Below are 20178 nucleotides of genomic sequence, written 5' to 3'. Positions count from 1 at the left end.
TTTTTCTTTTGATGCTTTACGGCATTTATCTTCCGATGTTAATCTTCTACTGAGGATGACCTTTGTCTCCGGTTTCTTTTGGTGAAAAAATCTTACTAGACATGATGTAGTAATGATGTAGCAAAAATACGTCACACGATAAAACAGACGCATTTCCACAAGAAGCACGAAACTATAATCTGCTCAATATCAATGAGGTGATGAATTTTTGTAGTGGTGATTTCTTTTGAATAGTACTCGGATAAATAAACATTGGTTATGGGTTTACAGCATGAACCCATAACTAATTACTAAAACATCAAATTATGAAAGACAGTACTAAGACTAAAGTCAAACACTATCTCACCTACCTGTGTCTACTGGTGAGTTTTACTACCGTGAAGGCACAGAACCTACTCTGGTCGGACGAGTTCGACGGGACGACGCTAGACCCAAACATCTGGAGCTACGCCATCGGTGATGGATCAGCGGAAGGCATCCCCGGATGGGGCAACCAAGAGCTACAGACCTACACTGATCAAAACACCAGTGTATCCAACGGAATCCTCTCGATTACTGCGAGACGCGAAAACGTCAACGGCAAAGAATTCACGTCCGCACGACTACTCACCAAAGACAAGCTAAGCGTCAAATACGGAATGATCGAAGCAAGTATCAAACTGCCCGACATGAACAACGGGCTATGGCCTGCCTTTTGGATGCTCGGAGATGCCAATCGCTGGCCCTTCACGGGAGAGATTGACATCATGGAAGCGGGCTTCAATGCGCTCTCTACAGACTGCAATGACGTAGCAAAAGCCAACGTGTTCTGGAGAGCAGAAGACGCTGGAGTGACAGGAAACCTTCAATACGGCAATGAAGAGGCATTCAAATATGACGCGAGCATCGAAGCGGGCAAGCAACTAAACGACGATTTTTTCGTCTACCGAGCGCATTGGACACCTGACTCTCTCACTACACTCATCCTCCAAACGGATGCTCAAGGTGAACCGATAGAGTCTACAGCCAAAGTCATATTCAGTATCCCCAATACACCTACCTTCCAAAACGAGTTCTTCTCGGGGGACAACTTCTACATACTGCTCAATCTAGCCGTCGGCGGATGGCTACCTTTTGACCCTAGCAACGGAGAAAACACTGCCGCCAATGTCAGCGCCCTCCCCAACCCTGGCTCAGAGTCCAGCATGCAAATCGACTATGTCCGCGTCTATGACATTTCTGGACAGGGTCAGGTTACGCTAGGCAACGTAGAGGCTGACCTACTCCCTGCTCAGGGCTTTGGCATTTATGACGAGACGCACAGTACACCTCGCTCGCTTGGTTTCGGGGTAGACTCGGAGATATTCACTTGGGAAGCCGAAGTAGCGCCATCGCTCACTATCCAGACGGTCGCCAGTATCTACGGAGATTCTGCTTATAGTATCACCTTCCCTGCCAATCAGTGGGCAGGACTGGGATTCAACAGCTCCGATGTGCTCAACTTCGCCAACTATAGCAACGGCTCGCTGCGATTCAAATTCAAAACTTCATCACAAGAGCCCTTTCGCATCTCTGCGGAAAGTGCCAGTGGAAGTGCAGGCATTGACTTTCTCAGTGGCGAAGAAAAATATGGATTGGTCCGTGATGGCCAGTGGCACGATGTGGAGATTCCACTTTCCCTGCTGATCACCAACTTCCAACAAGTCTACATGCCGCTGATCATTGGCAATGTGGAGTTCAACGAGCCAAGTACGGACCTCACGATAGAAATCGACGAGATCCACTACTCCTCTGAGCCCTCCACCCAAGTCAACAAAGTCGTACCTGCCTTAGGAGACTATGGTTTGTTTACCGAATCAGCCGTAGCGGACGAGCTCGACCTAGGTACCGAAGGTGAGCTGTTCGTTTGGGGCGAAACACTCATCGCAGGGACTCCTCAGACATTCGATGGGCAAGCAGCGCTCAGCTACACACACAACAACAAGGGCTGGTTTGGCTTTGCATTTACCGCCAACGAACTGCACGACTTGTCGGCATTTCAGGGAGGCTACTTGCACCTCGCCATGAAATCCTCTGCCACCGAAACGCTGGAAATGAGAATCAATGTCGGACTACAGGAAGACGTGATCTATTTCGAAGCGGGCAGTGATCCCTATGGATTTGCCAGAGATGGGCAGTGGCACGAAATGGAGATTCCATTGGCGGATTTCGAAAGTGTCAACTTCGCCAACGTCCTACAACTACTCAGTATCAGTGGCGCGGGCAACATCAGCGATATTGCCATTGCAGATGTGTACTACAAATATGATGGATCGAACACCGCTCCTACCGCTGTAATATCCACAAATCAAACCTCAGGCAATGCCCCATTGACTGTACAGTTCAGCGGAGCAGGATCGACTGATCCCGATGGAGACCCATTGAGCTACTCTTGGGATTTTGGAGATGGAAATGGCGCAACTACAGCTTCTACTTCTCACACCTACACAGCTACCGGCAGCTATACCGCCAGCCTGACAGTCTCAGACGGCAGCTTGACCCATACCGCATCGGTAGAGCTCACCGTCACAGAAGCCTCTGTCTGCGCTGGCAGTACGCCTCTGCCTGCGCTGATACAAGCAGAGGACTACAACTCAACCAGTGGTACAGACACAGAGGCTACATCTGACACCGACGGTGGACTCAATGTCGGATGGATAGACCAAGGCGATTGGATGGACTATACCCTAGATGTCCCGAATGCGGGTAATTACAGTATCGACCTACGTATCGCTGGTGATGGCACAGCGGCTAAATCTATCGACCTACTGATCGATGGCAACAGTACTGCGACTGTCAACTTTAATGGTACAGGTGGATGGCAAAACTGGACCACTGTGAACAGTACGATCACGCTCAATGCAGGATGTCACACACTCAGACTCTCCGCAGCGACTGGCGGATTTAACATCAACTGGATCGACATACAGGCAGATGTTTTCACGCCTGTAGTGACCAGCCTCTCCGTGTCTCCATCCAGTACCAACCTAGTCGTAGGACAAACACAGGTCTACACAGCACAAGCTTTTGACCAAAACGGTGATGCCATGTCTGCCAACATCACTTGGTCCGCAAACGGTGGCACTATCGATCAAAATGGCACCTACACCGCGACAGCCGCGGGCAACTTCACCATTAGTGCACAGGCAGGGTCAATCACAACCACTGCTCCTGTACTGGTCACACCAAGCAGTACAGGCCTGGCGATACCAGGCAGTATCGAAGCTGAAGATTACAACGATGCATCAGGTATTCAAACCGAGACAACCACTGACGCAGGAGGCGGCATCAACGTCGGCTATATCGATGCAGGAGACTGGCTAGACTATGAGGTCAACGTGACCACATCAGGCAGCTACACCGTTGCATTTAGGTTGGCCGCAGCTGGCGCTGGGCAAAAAACCTTTGACATACAATCCAATGGCGCCACCCTCACCAACGTCACCTTCACCGCCACAGGAGGATGGCAAGCATGGACGACCGTGACTTCATCAGTCAGTCTTTCGGCGGGGAGTCAAACACTGCGCTTAGCAGCGACTTCAAGTGGTTTCAACATCAACAGAATGGATTTTAGCCTGGACGAAGCTCCTGTACTGACCACTATCACCGTCTCACCAAACAATGCGACAATAGACGAAGGACAGACACAGCAGTACAGTGCACAAGGATATGATCAAAACGGTGACCCTATCGCTACTAGCTATACATGGTCTACCTCAGGCGGCAACATCAACAGCAGTGGGCTGTATACGCCCAGCAGCGCGGGCAACTATGTCATCACAGCCACCAGTGCCAGCATCAGTGCCAGCACCAACCTCACGGTCAATAGTACAGCCACTGGGTGTACAGGAGGACCTAGCAATGGGGATTACACCTATAATATCACAGGTGGCAATACACCCGCTTTAACTTTTGAACCTGGGTATGCGGGAGTCGGTGCCTCACTGGTGATCCTCTACTACGGCACAAACCCAACGGGTCCCTACCCTGGCTATGGTGTATCTCCCAATACGCCTCTGACGCTATCCAATGTGAGCGAAGGGCAAACGGTCTACTTCTACTACACATACAGTGTACCCGAAGGGGGCGAAAGGAACACAGCCGCCAACCCACACAGTTTCGTAGTAGGCAGTAGCTGCTCTGGTGCCAGAACGGTTAACTCCCCTGCTCTAACTCAGGAAAAACAGGCGTTCACACTATACCCTAATCCTACCACCCATCACCTACAAGTGAACCAATCAGGTATGGACATAGAGTGGATGGAAATCTTGGACTTGACAGGCAAAAGCTACCAACAGCTACAGTGGGGCCCTGCCAGCAATGGGATCACTCTTGACCTGAGCCACCTGCCCAATGGAGTCTACATGCTCAGACTGCATACGGCACAAAAGAGCTATACACATCGCTTTATCAAACAGTAACAGCCCAAAACTAGATTTATACATTTAGTTTCGGACACAAACAAAAAGCCACTGATGAGATTCATCAGTGGCTTTTGCTTGATCATTATTGAGCCTGCTCTTGCAGAAATACTATATTGAGTAAGGACTATTTCGCCTCCAAATGCACTTGATTGCACTCCTGACTATAGACTGTATCATACATCTTCGATAGCAGACTGTCTGAGAGCATATTGATGGAAAAACTCGCTTCACTGATGACGCGCTTCTTCTCAGGCAAAGCTTCATCTCCCAAGCCGTAGGCCTTTCCCTCCGTTTGGAATTGAATCTGACTCACCTTCTCTTGGTACCATCCCTCGCCAAACTCGAGTGTATACTCGAACAAAAACTTGCTATGCTTGGTATCGAAATGATAAGGAACCTCTACCCACATGATTACGCTTTTCTGATCCAAACGAATCTCCTGCTGAGTATCCTCAGCCAACTGCTTTGCCCATTCCACTCCTGTATCGAATAGTTCAGCATGGGTACGCTGTACATTCGTAATCTTCTGAAACTGGTAGTAGCTATCCACCATTTTCAGTTGTGCATTGGCCTGAAAACTCACGATCAGGGAAAGCACCAACAATACATTTTTCATAACTGGTTAAAGACAAAACTAGATTATTCCAAGATGAAACATAAGCGTCTTTTACCCAATTTGTATCTTTAGGTATTTCCCCTAAAGGGTAAAAAAAAAGCACCTGACTCTTGCCGAATCAGGTGCTTCTTCGATTTCTTTCGGCCAGTACTAGCCTTCCATTTCTTCGAGTTCTTTCCCTTTGGTCTCTTTCACATACTTGATCACAAAGAAGATCGATATGATCGCTCCGAGCGTGTACAAGCTATACGCAAAAGCCAATCCGGCTGATCCCAAGATCATCGGGAAGGTCAACGTCACGAGGAAGTTGGACACCCACTGCGCGATGCCTGCAATCGCCAGACCCAATCCACGGATTTGGTTCGGAAACATCTCGCCAAGCATCACCCACATCACAGGTCCCCATGAGAAGTTGAAGAAGATCACGTAGAGATTGGCAGCTATCAATGCCAATACGCCCATCGAATCACTCAACGCCAAAGTCTCCTTACCGGTCACTGGATCAGCTACCAATGATCCTGATGCAAATGCCACCACGACCAAAATCAGCGTGATACTCATCCCTACCGAACCGATCACAAGGATAGGCTTTCTACCCATCTTGTCTACGAGCAACAAGGAAGCCACTACCGCACCGATACTGAGTGCGCCAGATACCACGTTGATCAATAGCGCATCGTTCTCTCCAAAACCAACGGCCTGCCATAGGATAGATCCGTAGTAGAATACCACGTTGATCCCGACGAACTGCTGAAAACTGGCGAGCCCAATCCCTATCCATACGATAGGCTTGATTCTACCCAATGTCTTGTCATACAAATCAGACAAACGGGGCTTGTGATGATCTTTCGACAAAGAAGACTCTATTTCGTCCACTTTTGGCTGTCCCATACCTGCACCATAGAGCGTATCCATGACCTTGAGCGCTTTCTCATTCTTTTGCTTTGCCACGAGATAACGTGGACTCTCTGGGATGAAGAACAAAGAGATCAAGAAAATCCCTGCGGGAAACAACTCCATCCAAAACATCCATCTCCAAGTTTCAAAGTCCAACCAAAGGATGTTCACTGCGGATCCAGACAGATCTGCCAAAATATAATTGCTCAAAAAAGACAAAAAGAGACCTGTAATAATCGCCACTTGCTGCACGGTCGCCAAGGCCCCTCTGAAACGTGCCGGTGCAATCTCCGCAATGTAAGCAGGTGCCATCACAGACGCCGCCCCGACTGCCAGACCACCGATGATACGGTATACAATAAACTCCGGTGAAGCTGTCGCAATCCCCGATCCCCACGCAGAGATGATAAAAAACACAGCCGCCACGATAAGCATCGTACGTCGACCATAGGCATCTGCCAGCTTGCCTGCAAAAAAGGCCCCCACTGCACAGCCCAGCAGCATAGAAGCTACATTGAATCCACTGCCAATATCCTCTGCCTCAAAAGCAACCTCCAGCCCATGTACGGTACCGTTGATCACTCCGCTATCGAACCCAAAGAGGAAGCCTCCTAGAGTCGCTACTAGCGTAATCCCTATCACATAGAGATTGTTTACTTTTTCTTCTGTTTTCAAAATTGTTATAGTTTTAGTCTTTAGTAATTGTTGCTGCAATGCTACAAAATGAAGCACAAAAAAGGGGTAGACTTATGCTAAATCTACCCCGGGTATTTGTACCAAGATTATCTAATGTACTGATTGATGATGTTTTCGAAGAGCTCCTGCTGACCACTTCTCAACTTAGGCTCACCACCTTCGTGTGCGATCTTGGCCAACGTCTCGAAATCCATCTTACCTGATTCGAACTCCTTGCCCTGGATCGTGTTGAATGAGCTGTATCTCGCTTTTCTCAAATTTGTGTACTGTGAGTTGGTCAAGATATCGTCTGCGATCATCAGTGCCCTGGCAAAAATGTCCATACCACCAATGTGCGCATAGAATATGTCCTCTAGATCAGTAGAGTTTCTACGCGTCTTCGCGTCGAAGTTGACTCCCCCACCTGACAAGCCACCATTTTCCAAAATGATCAGCATCGCTTCGGTCACTTCTGTGATGTCGTTAGGAAACTGATCCGTATCCCATCCGTTTTGGTAATCTCCTCTGTTCGCATCAATACTACCGAGCATCCCTGCATCTGCAGCAGTCTGTAGTTCGTGTGTGAACGTGTGCTGAGCAAGTGTCGCGTGGTTCACTTCGAGATTCAATTTGAAATCATTTTCCAGGCCGTGCTCCTTCAAGAAGCCAATCACTGTCGCAGAGTCAAAATCATACTGATGCTTAGAAGGCTCAGCGGGCTTAGGCTCGATGAAGAAGTTTCCTTTGAAGCCTTGCTTGCGTGCATAGTCTCTCGCCATGCCTAAGAACTGCCCCATATGGTCAAGTTCCTTCTTCATGTTGGTATTGAGTAGCGACATGTAGCCTTCTCTACCTCCCCAGAACACGTAGTTTTCACCGCCCAACTTGATGGTCGCATCGATGGCATTTTTGACTTGTGCTCCAGCGTACGCTACGATATCAAAATCCGGATTGGTAGAGGCTCCGTTCATGTAACGTGGGTTTGAGAATGCGTTCGCAGTACCCCACAGCAACTTCACCCCTGACTCAGCTTGCTTCAACTTCGCATAATCTGTGATCGCATCTAGACGCTCACCCGACTCCTTCAAAGAGGCTCCCTCGTCTACCAAATCCACATCGTGAAAACAGTAGTATGGCGCACCGATCTTCGTGAAGAATTCGAAAGCAGCATCCATTTTGTCCTTTGCTCTCTCTACTGCATCAGCTTTCGCATCCCAAGGGAATACTTTCGTCCCCGGGCCAAACGGATCTCCACCCGTCCCGCAGAACGTGTGCCAGTAAGCGATCGCAAACCTGAAGTGCTCCTTCATGGTTTTGCCTGCTACGACTTTGTTTTCGTCATAGTATTTGAATGCCATCGGATTGTCAGAATCCCTGCCTTCATATTTTATTTTGCCTATTCCGCTGAAGTACTCCTTGTCTCCAGTCACGATTTTTGCGTCATCTGCCATGTCTGTATCTGTTTTTCTATTTTAGTAATTTCTGTAATTCTTCTTTCCAAATCTTGTACCCTGCCTTATATGGTGCAGGATCTTGTGCCGCTTTGTAGGTTTTGATCGTATCCATTTTGGCGAATGCCACCTCGACATTCTCATACACGCCCGCCGCTACTCCTGATGCCTTGGCAGCACCCACAGCACCTGTCGCTTCCAGCATCTGTATCTCACAGTCTAGGACACTCGCAATCGTCGTAGAGAAGATTTCGGACTGAAACAAGTTGTCATTGCCGACCTTCATCACACGCACATCCATGCCCATGTCCTGCATCACTTCCATCCCGTAGATGAACGAATAAGCAATCCCCTCCAAGGCCGCTCTGAAAAAGTGTGCCTGCCCGTGACGGTTGAACTGTAGGTTGGATATGTGTGCACCCGGATTTTGATTTTCCAAGACACGCTCTGCGCCATTGCCGAAAGGAATGATACGCAAGCCGTCCGAATTGATCGCGATCTCAGCTGCCCTCTCTTCCATCTGTGGATACGAGATGCCGTTGGTAGCAATCATCTGCTTCACATAGCTGTATTGTATCCCTGCCCCGTTGATACACAGCAAGACGCCCACGCGTGGGTTGTCTTGGGTGTGATTCACGTGCGCAAATGAATTAACTCTCGTCTGTGGATCGATGGCTGGCTTGTCTACCACACCGTACACCACGCCAGACGTCCCTCCTGTCGCAGCTACCTCTCCGGGGTTGAATACATTGAGGGACAAAGCATTGTTGGGCTGATCGCCTGCTCTGTACCCGACAGGTATCCCAGCCGTCAATCCTAAGAATGCCGCTGCTGCCTCCGTGAGCTGCCCTTGATCGCCTATAGAAGGTACAATCTCTGGGATCACACTGGCGTCTATGCCGTAGTGATCCAATAGGAAGCCTGCTATTTTTTCTTCTTTGAAGTCCCAAAGCATCCCCTCCGACAAGCCCGAAACTGTAGTGGTCGCCTGGCCCGTCATCTTGAGTGCGATGAAGTCTCCTGGGAGCATCATCTTGTGCACTTTGGCAAATATCTCTGGCTCGTTGTCCTTGACCCATTTGAGTTTGGACGCGGTGAAGTTGCCCGGTGAGTTGAGCAATCGCTCTAGACACTTGCTCTCTCCGATCTCTTGGTAGGCTTGATTGCCTATCTCTACCGCACGGCTGTCACACCAGATGATGGAGGGTCGCAGTGGTGTATCGTTTTCGTCCACGAGCACGAGCCCATGCATCTGATAAGAGATGCCTATTCCTTTGATTTGAGTAGTATCGATGGAGTTGGAGGCCAAGAGCTTTTGGGTGACCTTCTGGATGTTGTCCCACCAGACGAGGGGCTCTTGCTCCGCCCAGCCCGCCTCGTGCGAAATGATATCCATCTCCACCTCTGGATACTGCGTCAACGCTACCGTCTTGCCACTATCCACTTCTACCAAGGCGGCCTTTACCGAAGAACTACCCAAGTCATATCCTAATAAATACATCGCGTCTATTTAGTCTTTGTCATTGAAAAAGTCGAGCTGTGCTCATACATTGGCCCAACTAGACAACAAAGAAAGACTTGTTTGTATCGGGATGATAAAAAACAGCTACTTCAACGACTCTTCAATTCACTTCAATACTACGTCAGGGAGAGAATAAGATGGAGATAAAAAGTATGGCTTTGTGCGCATCAATCATGTCACACTGTGGAGCGTGTTTAGGCTTTTTTGATGCAATGCGTGACTATTGCAGAGGATATACAATACTCACCGAGTAAAATCTACTCAACAGGCAACATGCTCTTTTTCATAGGAGGAGGAGTAAAATATCTTAAACTACTTAAGTGTCTTTCAACGCCACTGTATGAATCGTGGCGTGTGGTTTAGTTTAAGTTTCGGTTACAAGATAGCCAAATCTCTGATTTGCGCTATCCCTTTTTGATTCCATAGTGCTAATCTGAGATATGGCGGGACTTCCAGAATGCAGAAAACTCTCTTCTATCATTGTACAAGCATGATTTCATCACAGCATGTGTGTGCATATTTTATTCGTCTAACAAATAGGAGTTTAAATCAACATCGTCAAACTTTAAAAGAGGTAAAAGCTCAAAAACTCTTTTCCACTTAAAAAATTTGCTGGTAAACCAAATATCAAAGTTTAAATCGTATCTTCCTGTGAACATATCTCCAGGATTGTTAATAGTAATTTGCCAATCAATTAGTCCGATTTGCTCAAGAGGATACAATTTGGAGCTCAGTAATTGATGAGCATTAGCTTTAATTCTATCTATTAGGGTATCGAGGTGTCTTAGTGTTATTCCGCTTTGGTTCGGATTTTTCTGTTTTTCTAAATAGTCTAGTTCTTGTTCGTTAAATTCAGGTATAACTTTATTCGGAATTTCTAAATCACGAGTTTGAATTGGGTTTCTCAAATTATGAATGCCATCCATATTTTTGAATAGGGTGAGAGGTGTTGTTAAAGGTTTGTCATCTAAAAGCGCAAAATCAAAGCTAATTTCATCGAGTAATTGAATCTCTTTTTTCAACCCCTTGAATGTTGTAATCTGCTGACAGTGTTTACGAATTAAACTCAACCTTCTTTTATCGACATCATCACACTTCTCATATAATTCATTTACGATTCGCATAAAATTTTGAATGTCACTTTGTGAGTTGAGAGCAGGATCTTTTTTGGAGTCGAACCATAAGAAGTCGATTATTTTCAAATATCCATTTTGATCTATGATAATGTTTTCGTTGTGTAAGTCTCCATGATGGATTTCGTGGGAATGAGATTTTTCTAATCCAGAGGATAATTGTAGAATTACATCTAGAACCACCTCATAGATAAGCTTCTCTCTTTTGTTCATAAAAGTCTGCAGCGATTGACCATCTACCCAGTCCATTATATAACAAGGTTTAACAAGACCTTCAACTTCTGCCTTTCTTATAGAATATGCTGTTGCAATTTCAGGTTGACCAGATAACAGTACGAGTTTTTTAAATTCTGCTATGAGATGCTCATCCTCTTGTTCGGAATATCCAGAAATAAATTTAGCGACCAAGGTCTTTCCTGTTGTTTGGTCTATGAATTTATAGGCTGTATCTTCTTTAAGGCAGGTTGCACCTTCTAGGTTAATATTTTTAACATCTCTTAGGTCGTACATGAATGATGAATAAGGAATGGTTCTTATGCTTAACGACCGCATATGACGATGTGCCCATACGGTATCTAAAGGCACTAAAGTAGCCGATTCGCTCTAAACCACCAAAGCTTGTCTGGTCGTTCAGTTTGATCAGGCGCCTATCGGCATACGAATGACCATTCCTCGGCATTCTACCGCTTTCCGAGTGAATCGGCAGAGCATTTTATGGCATTGATTCGGTCACACAGCTATGGGCATTCGCTATATGCATTGTTATGCTTCTTATTTCCAGCGTTCATCTACGCTCCAAGATTCAAGACCAGATTGGAGTCTGCTGAAGAGATCACTAAAAGCAGGTTCTGTATCTTTTGTTGAGAAGTATCTGCGCTTTTCTTCAGTTCGGTGGTCTAATGAAGTTGTTAAATCGTTAAATCCAACTTCGAGGCTTAGTCGGTATGTTGGTGTGATAATGAATGCTGCAGTTGAAGCTGATTCGGTTTCTTCGTTTTTAAAGTTAACTACAGCTGCCATGAATTCTGACGTTAAGGTATCAATCCCGTACGTTGTGTTAGGAGCATCGAAACAACTTGTTCTGGTTTTCGAGTCATATGCGTTCAATCTCAAATTTGATGACCATAAGGATTGAATAGATACTACCGAATCAAAAGGTTCTAGTTCAAGGCAGTATGTAATATTATCTTTAGTTAAGAAGGCGTTAATGAGACCTCGAGAGGATGTTGTAATGGTTGGTTTCTCAGGAAATGTGATTGGAGCAGACAGAGATTTATGTTCAAACTTATAACTGCTGGATGAAGAACAGGAATTTAGAGTTACAATAAAAAATATAGCTATAAGTGTTCTCATAAGTCGATTTTGAAGCATAACAACCGAGTAAAGTTCACTCCGCAGTTTATACTTGTTATGATTGATTTCCTCAAGAATACCTCTTTCCTGTCATTGCGACAAACATCTATTTGCCAAATGATAACCAAACTGTGAATAATACCGAGAACTAGGTATAGCCAATCAAACCACAGATAGGCATGAGGTCATTGCCAAAGCAATATGATTCATACTTCCGCTGTTTAGCTGTCTTTGGTTCAGTCTCGAAGCAAGGGTTCATGTAAGGCAAGGTCAACGCCATGCTTGCGCAAGGTGAGTACTCTGGTTGCGCAAGGTCAACCCCATGCTTGCACAAGCTCAGGACTCTGGTTGCGCAAGGTGAAGCCCGTGCTTGGGCAAGGCAAGAGGTCATGTTGCACTGGCACCACCAAAAGCACACATTTGGCCCTTTTCGACGCAATGCGTGACTACTCTCCCCTATCCACAAAACCATCAGTCCGCCCCTGCTACACGGCTTGTTTATACCTCGATGGAGTTAGCTTTGAGAACGGGAAATCAGATCAGAAACATAAGCTGTTTGATCCCTGGCACAAAAGACAACCATCATGCAGCAGACGACAGAGCGAGTTTCTTTTGTTTCCCGATTTTGGCTTTCGAAAAAGCCTTAAGAAATGAATGCAGCTCTTGATTTCTCTGTTTATGTTCTTCGTCGAGGAAGAAAGTAAGGCCCAGCGAAACGATCCTTAGATCATCTAAGCATCGCGCACGACTCAGTCATCGGGCAAGCAGGGTACAACATAAAGCTTTCAAGTAAGCTTACGTGAAAGCGAACCTATAAACAACTGCAGAGATTCGCAGTATTACTCCCCCCCCGAACACAAAGTGTAGGCCCTCACTCCATCAAATCGACCAACACATTTCCTTTGTTCTATCAAAATGCGACCTGCTTTGATTTGATATTCAATCAAACTTTATTACAATTGCATCGTACACGATTTAATCGTTCAAACAATAAACATTTACCCCATGAGTTCCAATACATTTCACAATTTCTCAGCAGACAATATCAAAGGACAATCAATCGATATGAGTGCTTACAAGGGCAAACCTGTCTTGGTTGTCAATACAGCCAGCCAATGCGGTTTGACTCCACAGTTTGAAGGCTTGGAAAATTTGTATCAATCCTACAAAGATCAAGGACTCGTTATTTTGGGATTCCCATGCAATCAATTCGGTCAACAAGAACCTGGAAACGCCAACGAGATCGAAGAATTTTGCCAAATCAACTATGGTGTGAGCTTTCCTATGTTTGCCAAAGTAGAGGTAAACGGCGAGTCTGCGCATCCGATTTTCAAATACTTGAAATCCAACCTGGGCAGCATCTTTGGTAGCAAAATCAAATGGAACTTCACCAAATTCCTGATCGATCAAAATGGGAAACCCGTCAAACGCTTTGCTCCGATCACCAAGCCAGAAAAGATCGCATCGGCCATCAAAAAACTACTCTAACATGGAAAATAAGAATGATGTATTGTGGTTGGAAAACCAACTCTGCTTTCCATTGTATGCTGCATCGCGACTGACGACTAAGCTCTATGGTCCCTTGCTCAAAACCCTAGATGTGACCTATCCACAGTATCTCGTATTGCTGGTTCTTTGGCAGCAGGACCACCAAAGCGTCAGTGCGATCAGTAAACTCTTGTACCTAGAATCCAATACGCTCACACCTCTACTCAAGAGGTTGGAACAAAAGAACTTGATCACTAGAAAACGCTCTGAAGCAGACGAACGAACGGTGATTATTTCTCTAACACCCCATGGTGCAGCGCAAAAAAAGGAGGCCACTTGCATCCCAGGTCAATTGATGGACAACTTACAGCATCATGCCACGACACCACATGAAATCAAAGAGTTCAGAGCTACACTTTTGAAGCTACTGACCGTGTTGGACCAAAAGACGAGTCAGCTTACCGTATAGGACTTTCATGTGACAAGGCATCTCACTATCAACATACTTCCCTTTACTTCCCAACCATTTCCTCACTCCTGGTGTCTTTAGCTACAAACCAATAAAAGTTGATGCACATGAAAATACATCCAAAACTATTCGTCATTCTGTTGGCTACCGGACTATTGAGCGCATGTAGCACAGAAGACGTAACAAAAGAAAATCGCTTACCTGATTCTCAAGAAGAACAGCAAGCTTACCTGGAAGAACAACTGGCGGCAATCACCGAACTAGCCGAAAGTGTGACTTGCCAGGATGCAGATCAATGGAGCTTCACTCCCCTCGGCTCAAAAGCATGTGGTGGTCCGAGTAGTTATATCGCCTACTCCCACAGCATCGATGTCTCCGAGTTTTTGCTAAAAGTAGCATCCTATACGACCGCTACTGCTGCATACAATCGCCAGTGGAGTATCGCCTCTGACTGTGCCATCACACCAGCACCTTCCAGTGTCATTTGCGAATCTGGTAAAGCTGTCCTAACTTTTTAGATCCATGGTCAACCTAGCGCAGACCGTGCAGCCTTGGGCTACAACATATGAAATAGAACCTGGCGACAACCCATCGACAAGGAGAGAATAAAAACGCACTGATCATGAACACAACCGACACGCACAATCAACGCATGGCTTCCATGACCTTTGCCTCTGTCTACCCACATTATCTCACCAAAGTGGAGAAGAAAGGCAGAACCAAAGAAGAACTCGATCAAGTCATCGAATGGCTGACAGGCTATCGTCCCCATCAAATAAATGAACTGATACAAGAGAAGGTGACATTTGAAACCTTTTTTCAGCAAGCCACTCTCCATCCCAATGCATATCTCATCACGGGCATGATCTGTGGATACCGCATCGAAGAAATCGAAAATCCATTGACACAGAAGGTGCGGTACCTAGATAAGTTGGTGGACGAACTGGCCAAGGGCAGAAAAATGGAAAAAATCTTGCGCAGCAGTTGAACAAGTGACGCGAGGCATGCCCATCAAGACCACTCAAGGCGACTTGTCTCACTACCCCCCTACCACAGGTCGGTGCGACAATGAGACCCCGCACAACCAACCCTCTTTATATTTCCCCCTCGAAAACAACACTTTTTTGTTCCCAATTCGTATATAGAATCGTGCGAAGCGTAGCGTACCCGATGACCCCTACACATCTTGTAAGGTTTGGTAGAGATCCACTGAGTACACCACTCAACCCAACTTAGATACCTAAACCCAAACGGAATATTAATCATTTTGAAAAACGAGCCATGCAGCTGTACCTGCACGTACTGCTGGTTGATTCTTTTTTTGAGTTAACAACAATACATCATGAAAATAAATTTGAAGAACTACTTAGAAGAGCGTGACCGTATGCAAGCTTTTCAATCCGTAGAGGGTCCAACCATCACCCTCTCTAGAAACTTTGGTTGTGACGAAGAGGCTGTCATCCAGTCACTCATCACCAAGCTGAACCAGCTCCAAGGTGAAGGACTCAAGCCTCATCCCTGGCAATACATCGACAAAGAAATCCTAGAGGAATCTGCCCAAGAACTAGGCATCAAAGCCATAGATGTAGATCACCGGGTACGCTTGCATCATTCGGCCATTGTCAATGAATTGCTAGCGGGGTTTACTCATCACTACCGATTGCCTGATCAAGTGATCATCAATAAGGTCAAAGAAATCATCACAACTTATGCCCAAAAAGGCAACGTCATCATCGTCGGGCGTGGTGGAATAGGTGTAACACGATCCATGAAGAACAGTCTACATATCAAGCTGACTGCTCCGCTGGAGCATCGCATAGCGATCGTTTCGAAAGTCAAGAAAATCAACGCTACCGAGGCAAAAGAGCTCATCCAGCGTATGGACAAAGACAGAAAAGCCTGGGCGGAGCATCTCGTGGAGCACGAGATAGACAACAGCATCTTTGATTTGACCTTCAATATGGAGACAGCCACTGTAGACGAAATCACAGACATGATCGTCTCTCTGCTACAAAAAAGAGGCTTGGTCTTTCCGCATTCATCGATTGCAAAAGCAGTATAAGAAATGTAACGCAAAGAGGTTTTGAGTCCGTGGACTTGAAACCTCTTTTTTGTACAGGGTGATCAATCCCAGCTTGCTTTTAGATCAAAGACGGCGTCACCTTTGGCCATCGAGCTTAGAATTTCGACTTTCATATTGACACAGCCACAGATCTCGCCTGCTCGCTCGATCCATCCTGCGATACGGTGCTCGATCAACTCACTATTGACGGGCAGTTTGGTACATCTCACCAAGATGCCGTTGTTCGAACTCTCCTTGATCTCCAGTTGGCTAGGGTTGTAAAAAGTCGTCAGTATTCTGGGGGCACGCTTGAGAATAAAACTCGGTGTACTCACCATCACGAAGACTTTGTATATCCCTGTCAAGCCTGTCTCAGCACTGTATCGACCTACCTCCCACGAACCTCTCAGGGGATCTGAATATGCCAAGTTGCACAACGCTTCGAGTGGTTTGAGTAGTGCATCTTCGATATTGTACCATGACGAATTGGACACGTTACCCAAAAGCTCAGATGTTTGTTGAGGCAACTTAGACACCCACTGCTCGTATTTTCCTTCATGCTTGCTCGATACAAAATCATCGATCCCTCTCAGCATTATTCCTCTTACCTCCATGTCGTATTGTTACGTTGTGTAAAGGCCGCAATTTGTACAAAGAATGGAATAAATAAAAGTCATCTTACAGTACTTTACCTCTAGTTTTCTCAAGTATCCCTGCCACATACTATTGGTGGAGAATTGCGCGCATCAACTCACTACTCTTTTCCACCAAATGATGAAGCCTGTGACAGGTAGTGAGCACCCAATCAAACTGGCTATGAAGTAGAATATGATACTGGGTAGTCCCATGATCTCTCCCGTGTGGAGGGGTTTGGCGATGGCCTTGAACTGCTCATGCAGAGGCAGATCGCTAAAATGGACAAGCTTCCTCAAGTTCCCACTTGGGGAAAATTCTAACACATCAGGTGTGTAAAAGCCCAATACCCCCTCCGCACTCAGGTGTGTGAGGGTATAGTTGTTGATGTTTTCGTTGGGGAGGTTGATAGTGAGTAGACCGGTACTGGAGAAGTGGCTCTGGGCTTGGGTGAGCACCTGAGACAGCGAGGCTGCTGAGTCCCCTGCGGATTGCTGTTCGGTGACGAGTGACCCCATCGCGGATTCAAAAGATTGCGCCAGTTGTGTTTTGATAGCCAGGTTGCTCTCAGAGATAATGATAGAATCACCTCCCAACCCCACTATCACTGCATTTTTCACCCATGTGAAAGATACATACAGCCCTGTAATCGCCATGAACAACAGCAATAGCGCGGCATAGAATCCTAATACCTTGTGAAGATCATAGTTGACACGCAGTAGCTTTGCACGCCACTTGATCAGCAGGCTTTTCTTGAGTTGTTTGAGGTTTTTGGGTATCCAAAGCACCAAGCCAGACACCAACATGAGCACCATCATCAGTAACGCTGTACCGTTGACGAACTTGCCAACATCCCCTGCCAATAAGAAGCGGTGCAGATCCAATACCCAAGCAAAGAAAGCCGATGCGTTTTGGTTTTTCACTCCCACGAGATTGCCCGTATAGGGATCGAAATAGGCTGATACTCCTGCGCCCTCTCGACTCAAAGAGGAGATGAGGACAGTTCGGTCTGACTCAGGATAGACCCACATAGTCGTCGGACGACCAAAGCGCTTCTCGAACCTGAGCAGTAATGTATCGCTGCTGATGACCCGGTCCTCATACGGATGGGCAACATGGAGAGACTCGCTATTGATCCAATCTTCGATCTGTTGTTTGAATGCGTAGATACTGCCCGATAGACAAACGATAAAAACCACGACAGAAGACAAAAGCCCCAACCACAGGTGCAGTAGTGCCATGCTGTACTTGAAAACGCTCTCCTTTTTTCTTCGTTTCCTCAGTAGTGGATTTCTTTTTTGAATCATTTGTTTCCCAGATGGGCAAAACGTTTTATCGGTATTGGGTTAATGGCCCTGAGGTTTGGGATGAAAAAGAACACCTTTTTCGTCCCAAACCTTAGGGCTTGTATTGCAACAGGTGGACCTGGTTCTTTTAATGTTCGGACTTGCCGATGTTGTATTCGGTCGCCAATTCCACATACTGCGTGTATTGGGCAGGAGACATGAATCCCTCAAAGGCTTGTCTTCTGCTCAGGTCTAGCTCCTGATAGTATTGTAGGTATACATCGGGCTTGCCATGGTAGTTGTCATGGTTGTCAATCAGTGTCTTGTAGAAAGCCTCATTGGCGAGATCATATTGTACGCTTTGGGCACTGTCTAGGGCCAGCTCAGACTTGATCAATTGCATGTTGTGTTTTTCGCGTCCATCGCGCTCGATTTTCATCTCCGCCACGTAGATATCGAATTGCTCAGGAGATAGGATATCCTGCATCGCTGCGTCTTGCTGCGCAAATACTTCCCCTACAGCTTCTTTTACTTTTTGACGGTCTGGCTTGCTGGCTTCATAGGCCGCTCTGGCTTTGGTGCTGTAATCATCTTTGATGAGGTCAAACTGACGGGTTTGCTCCTCTGTCAAGCTTAGTTTTGACTTGACCAAAGTATAATTGAACCGCTCCTCTTGATGACCACAGCTCGCAAGCAGCGACAGCACGAGTGCCAACACGAATACCGATAGGATATTTACTTTCATAGTTGTTTGGGTTTTGTATGTAAACAGACCTTGTTGTTTTTTTCTAGTCGAAAATAACAACAAGGTCTGTTTCCGTATTTTGATTGATCTGGATTAGTGATAGATACCTTCTACGTGGATGTTGTTGCCATCCAAGCCAAGCCCCTCAGTCACTGCGTCAGCAGCAGCAGAGCTCGCGTCAAACTCGTAAACAGCTGCATCACCACCCGTTGGACTGATAGCCATGTAGAAATTGTCGTCTACTGTGATGCCGTTTTCGTAGGTGAATAGCTGAGATAGCGGTACATCAAGCTTGACAGCCGTTTGGTTGTAGATGTCGATTCTAGCTACACTCCATGAGTTGTCTGTATAGTAGTTGCCCTCGTCTTCGAGCTGGATAGGCATGTATCCGATCCCATTGCCTACATAGAACCAACCTACTGCAGCGACATTGCTTTCCAGCCCTAAAGCTGCCGACACGTCAAACTCGTAGCTCGAATCATACGCTCCATCTCTCAACCTCATGATGACTGTTTTGTCCCCATTCGATAGATCAAATCCAGTGGCACTCATGAACCAGTTGTTTTGGTATACGTCACCGTTTTCGTCCACATGCATCGCAGGTGCGCGGTATCCACCCGTGTGTCCCGTCGCAGCACTCGATTCGGTGATTGTCCCATTGGTCATCGATGGGTAGTCAAACACCAAAGTCTCTAAACCAGACTGCTTAGGTGCTCTGAATGGAGGAGGTACAGTCGGATCAAAAATATCTGTGTGCATCAAACCAAAATAGATCTTGTCTCCTGAAATCACCGGAGAACTCGCTCTCATAGGATGGTACCCAATGGTTGCTCCTTTTTTGGCATTCTCTGTTTGTGGGATCACAAACTCCGTCAAATTGCCAATGGTCATCTCTGGAATAGCCACAGAAGACAACCTCAGTGTACAAATGTAGTCTGTCACGTCACCTGCATCATCAGTCACGGGAGTCGTCTCCACGTTCATCACGATGATGGTGCTTTCGTCTGCTAGTGCATAGCGTGGCGTATTGGTCCCGACTGACAGCCCTGCGTTGATTTCTTTGATCTTGACATACTCCCCTGTAGCTGTAGGCTGCAACTGAGACAACAACCCCGTCCCGTAATCCAACGAATACAAGTAATCACCAGAAGCGATGATACGGGCCGCTTGGTCTGCATCGATCTGCGTACCATTGTTGACAAAAGTCAGGCTACCTTCGGTGAGCGTTTCGGAGGCTGCTAGGTAGTAAGCACCGTCGATAGTTCCTAGGAAGTTGTAGATACCATCTGCAGCGATGACATCTTCATTAGAGTCATCGTCTTCGCTACAAGCGATCAAGAACATCGCCATGTACATGGCCATTGCTATTTTAAAAATCTGTTTCATATACTTCTTAATTTGTATGA

Annotated in this window: 16 protein-coding genes; 6 read left to right on the top strand and 10 right to left on the bottom strand. The window is 46.4% G+C overall.

Annotated elements, in window-relative coordinates:
• The first annotated feature begins 305 nt into the window (after positions 1-305).
• Complete coding sequence (locus BFP72_RS06680) at positions 306-4439, top strand: carbohydrate-binding protein (protein WP_099598398.1); 4134 nt, start codon at positions 306-308, stop codon at positions 4437-4439.
• A gap of 127 nt (positions 4440-4566) precedes the next feature.
• On the opposite strand, the gene BFP72_RS06675 is transcribed toward BFP72_RS06680, so the two are convergent.
• The 6 genes from BFP72_RS06675 to BFP72_RS19150 form a co-directional block, all read right to left on the bottom strand.
• Positions 4567-5058 (bottom strand): hypothetical protein, encoded by a 492-nt coding sequence (locus BFP72_RS06675; RefSeq protein ID WP_099598397.1) that lies wholly within the window; start codon positions 5056-5058, stop codon positions 4567-4569.
• A gap of 150 nt (positions 5059-5208) precedes the next feature.
• Positions 5209-6687, bottom strand: a complete 1479-nt coding sequence (locus BFP72_RS06670; RefSeq protein WP_255397166.1) for a sugar porter family MFS transporter — start codon at positions 6685-6687, stop codon at positions 5209-5211.
• 50 nt (positions 6688-6737) lie between these two features.
• On the bottom strand, positions 6738-8081 hold the full coding sequence (gene xylA, locus BFP72_RS06665; protein ID WP_099598396.1) for a xylose isomerase: 1344 nt from the start codon (positions 8079-8081) through the stop codon (positions 6738-6740).
• A gap of 16 nt (positions 8082-8097) precedes the next feature.
• On the bottom strand, positions 8098-9582 hold the full coding sequence (locus BFP72_RS06660) for a xylulokinase (RefSeq protein WP_099598395.1): 1485 nt from the start codon (positions 9580-9582) through the stop codon (positions 8098-8100).
• Positions 9583-10124: 542 nt separating this feature from the next.
• Positions 10125-11246 carry a protein kinase gene (locus tag BFP72_RS06655; protein ID WP_158233318.1) on the bottom strand — a complete coding sequence of 374 codons (1122 nt, stop codon included), beginning with the start codon at positions 11244-11246 and terminating at the stop codon, positions 10125-10127.
• Between the two features lie 261 nt (positions 11247-11507).
• Positions 11508-11756: a hypothetical protein gene (locus tag BFP72_RS19150; RefSeq protein ID WP_099598393.1), complete on the bottom strand. Its 249-nt coding sequence runs from the start codon at positions 11754-11756 to the stop codon at positions 11508-11510.
• A gap of 1338 nt (positions 11757-13094) precedes the next feature.
• On the opposite strand from BFP72_RS19150, the gene BFP72_RS06645 reads away from it, so the two are divergent.
• The 5 genes from BFP72_RS06645 (at position 13095) to BFP72_RS06625 (ending at position 16108) form a co-directional block, all read left to right on the top strand.
• Positions 13095-13577 carry a glutathione peroxidase gene (locus BFP72_RS06645; protein WP_099598392.1) on the top strand — a complete coding sequence of 161 codons (483 nt, stop codon included), beginning with the start codon at positions 13095-13097 and terminating at the stop codon, positions 13575-13577.
• Position 13578: 1 nt separating this feature from the next.
• The gene (locus BFP72_RS06640; RefSeq protein WP_099598391.1) at positions 13579-14046 is read left to right on the top strand and encodes a MarR family winged helix-turn-helix transcriptional regulator; all 468 of its coding nucleotides are present in this window, start codon (positions 13579-13581) and stop codon (positions 14044-14046) included.
• 107 nt (positions 14047-14153) lie between these two features.
• Positions 14154-14564 (top strand): hypothetical protein, encoded by a 411-nt coding sequence (locus tag BFP72_RS06635; RefSeq protein WP_099598390.1) that lies wholly within the window; start codon positions 14154-14156, stop codon positions 14562-14564.
• Between the two features lie 104 nt (positions 14565-14668).
• Positions 14669-15034 (top strand): DUF2200 domain-containing protein, encoded by a 366-nt coding sequence (locus BFP72_RS06630; protein ID WP_099598389.1) that lies wholly within the window; start codon positions 14669-14671, stop codon positions 15032-15034.
• A 354-nt stretch (positions 15035-15388) separates the two neighbouring features.
• Positions 15389-16108 carry an AAA family ATPase gene (locus BFP72_RS06625; protein WP_099598388.1) on the top strand — a complete coding sequence of 240 codons (720 nt, stop codon included), beginning with the start codon at positions 15389-15391 and terminating at the stop codon, positions 16106-16108.
• A 62-nt stretch (positions 16109-16170) separates the two neighbouring features.
• On the opposite strand, the gene BFP72_RS06620 is transcribed toward BFP72_RS06625, so the two are convergent.
• The 4 genes from BFP72_RS06620 to BFP72_RS06605 all read right to left on the bottom strand — a co-directional run bounded on the left by BFP72_RS06620 (position 16171) and on the right by BFP72_RS06605 (position 20158).
• A complete protein-coding gene (locus BFP72_RS06620) occupies positions 16171-16722 on the bottom strand; it encodes a hypothetical protein (protein WP_099598387.1) in 552 nt (183 codons plus the stop codon).
• Positions 16723-16854: 132 nt separating this feature from the next.
• The gene (locus BFP72_RS06615; protein ID WP_099598386.1) at positions 16855-18048 is read right to left on the bottom strand and encodes a PepSY domain-containing protein; all 1194 of its coding nucleotides are present in this window, start codon (positions 18046-18048) and stop codon (positions 16855-16857) included.
• 127 nt (positions 18049-18175) lie between these two features.
• A complete protein-coding gene (locus BFP72_RS06610) occupies positions 18176-18772 on the bottom strand; it encodes a hypothetical protein (RefSeq protein WP_099598385.1) in 597 nt (198 codons plus the stop codon).
• 93 nt (positions 18773-18865) lie between these two features.
• Entirely contained in the window at positions 18866-20158 is a 1293-nt protein-coding gene (locus BFP72_RS06605) for a hypothetical protein (protein WP_073124896.1), read from the bottom strand.
• Positions 20159-20178 lie beyond the last annotated feature (20 nt).

This window comes from Reichenbachiella sp. 5M10, assembly GCF_002742335.1.
In the GTDB taxonomy this organism is placed as follows: domain Bacteria; phylum Bacteroidota; class Bacteroidia; order Cytophagales; family Cyclobacteriaceae; genus Reichenbachiella.
Note: the sequence above shows the minus strand (reverse complement) of the source record. Positions and strands in the feature narration are given on the sequence as shown.

What these genes read in the sequence shown, in the direction of transcription:
- BFP72_RS06625 (WP_099598388.1), top strand. Translation starts at nt 15,389, where the DNA reads ATGAAAATAAATTTGAAGAACTACTTAGAAGAGCGTGACCGTATGCAA.
- BFP72_RS06675 (WP_099598397.1), bottom strand. Translation starts at nt 5,058, where the DNA reads ATGAAAAATGTATTGTTGGTGCTTTCCCTGATCGTGAGTTTTCAGGCC.
- xylA (WP_099598396.1), bottom strand. Translation starts at nt 8,081, where the DNA reads ATGGCAGATGACGCAAAAATCGTGACTGGAGACAAGGAGTACTTCAGC.
- BFP72_RS06635 (WP_099598390.1), top strand. Translation starts at nt 14,154, where the DNA reads ATGAAAATACATCCAAAACTATTCGTCATTCTGTTGGCTACCGGACTA.
- BFP72_RS06660 (WP_099598395.1), bottom strand. Translation starts at nt 9,582, where the DNA reads ATGTATTTATTAGGATATGACTTGGGTAGTTCTTCGGTAAAGGCCGCC.
- BFP72_RS06620 (WP_099598387.1), bottom strand. Translation starts at nt 16,722, where the DNA reads ATGGAGGTAAGAGGAATAATGCTGAGAGGGATCGATGATTTTGTATCG.
- BFP72_RS19150 (WP_099598393.1), bottom strand. Translation starts at nt 11,756, where the DNA reads ATGGCAGCTGTAGTTAACTTTAAAAACGAAGAAACCGAATCAGCTTCA.
- BFP72_RS06640 (WP_099598391.1), top strand. Translation starts at nt 13,579, where the DNA reads ATGGAAAATAAGAATGATGTATTGTGGTTGGAAAACCAACTCTGCTTT.
- BFP72_RS06655 (WP_158233318.1), bottom strand. Translation starts at nt 11,246, where the DNA reads ATGTACGACCTAAGAGATGTTAAAAATATTAACCTAGAAGGTGCAACC.
- BFP72_RS06605 (WP_073124896.1), bottom strand. Translation starts at nt 20,158, where the DNA reads ATGAAACAGATTTTTAAAATAGCAATGGCCATGTACATGGCGATGTTC.
- BFP72_RS06680 (WP_099598398.1), top strand. Translation starts at nt 306, where the DNA reads ATGAAAGACAGTACTAAGACTAAAGTCAAACACTATCTCACCTACCTG.
- BFP72_RS06630 (WP_099598389.1), top strand. Translation starts at nt 14,669, where the DNA reads ATGAACACAACCGACACGCACAATCAACGCATGGCTTCCATGACCTTT.
- BFP72_RS06615 (WP_099598386.1), bottom strand. Translation starts at nt 18,048, where the DNA reads ATGATTCAAAAAAGAAATCCACTACTGAGGAAACGAAGAAAAAAGGAG.
- BFP72_RS06610 (WP_099598385.1), bottom strand. Translation starts at nt 18,772, where the DNA reads ATGAAAGTAAATATCCTATCGGTATTCGTGTTGGCACTCGTGCTGTCG.
- BFP72_RS06645 (WP_099598392.1), top strand. Translation starts at nt 13,095, where the DNA reads ATGAGTTCCAATACATTTCACAATTTCTCAGCAGACAATATCAAAGGA.